Genomic DNA, 902 nt, shown 5'->3' with positions numbered 1-902 from the left:
CGTAATGTTATAGACTGATAAGGGATGAGAGAAGATGAAGAAAGTAATCAATATTTTGTCCAATATGCCTCGTAAGTACTTGGTGGTATTGGGGGTCATAATTTTAGTGCTAGGTGTAGCTACCTATAATACCATTCATCGTTACATGATGAAATCACAAGTACAAGAGGAAGAACAAGTAAATCAAGATGAAATAGAGATGCTTGGAGATAAGCCAAAGGGATTTGATACAAAAGAAGAGGAATATATCGCGAAAACAAAAACAGTAGAAGACTTACTACGAAAAATATCTTCCAGCAGTTATGATGTGCCATATTTGTTTACAAAGGCTGGATTTGGTATTGAGCCAATGAAAATGACAAGTAATGAGCGCATGCTTGCTACAGAAGCTGTACAACGATATTTCCTGCATGGAGATAAATTCTATAATGCTCGTATTACAAAAATAGAACGTGGAAAAAAAGTAGATACGTACCACATTGAAGTTCAAATTCAACAAGTGAATTTCCTTGAACCACGTCAATTTAAAGTGCAAGTCAATCAATATGCACAAATTGTAACACCAATTGAACAAATTCCGCACGGGCAAGAAGAAGTACCAGTGGATTAAGTGGAAAATGAGGGTTGTGGAAGAAAAAACACAACCCTTTCTAAAAAAATAAAGAGTACCCTAAAAACATTTATTGAATATTCATAATTTTCTGATATAATAAAACCATAGCTAAATGAAATCTATATATATAACTGATTTGAAATAGATATGGAGGAAAGAAAAAATGAGAATGTTATTTGGAACAGCAGCAAACTTTTTTGCGGGATATTCTTCTGGAAGGGGATCAGGATTTTTAGGGACATTATTCGGATGGGCTTTGTTTTTGGGTGGAGGATATCTATTAGTAGAA

1 protein-coding gene is annotated in these 902 nt (G+C 34.1%); it reads left to right on the top strand.

Annotation, left to right across the window (positions count from 1 at the left end; translation table 11 throughout):
• Window positions 1-34: 34 nt before the first annotated feature.
• Window positions 35-610, top strand: coding sequence for a hypothetical protein (locus tag MR155_RS31215; RefSeq protein ID WP_201039866.1), 576 nt, complete (start codon window positions 35-37; stop codon window positions 608-610).
• Window positions 611-902: the final 292 nt, after the last annotated feature.

This window comes from Bacillus cereus group sp. BfR-BA-01331, assembly GCF_022663915.1.
GTDB classification, from domain to species: domain Bacteria; phylum Bacillota; class Bacilli; order Bacillales; family Bacillaceae_G; genus Bacillus_A; species Bacillus_A mycoides.
This window is presented reverse-complemented; position numbering and strand designations above follow the sequence as displayed.

Bases quoted from the DNA above. Each gene is read 5' to 3' on its own strand.
- MR155_RS31215 (WP_201039866.1), top strand. From the start codon at position 35: ATGAAGAAAGTAATCAATATTTTGTCCAATATGCCTCGTAAGTACTTG.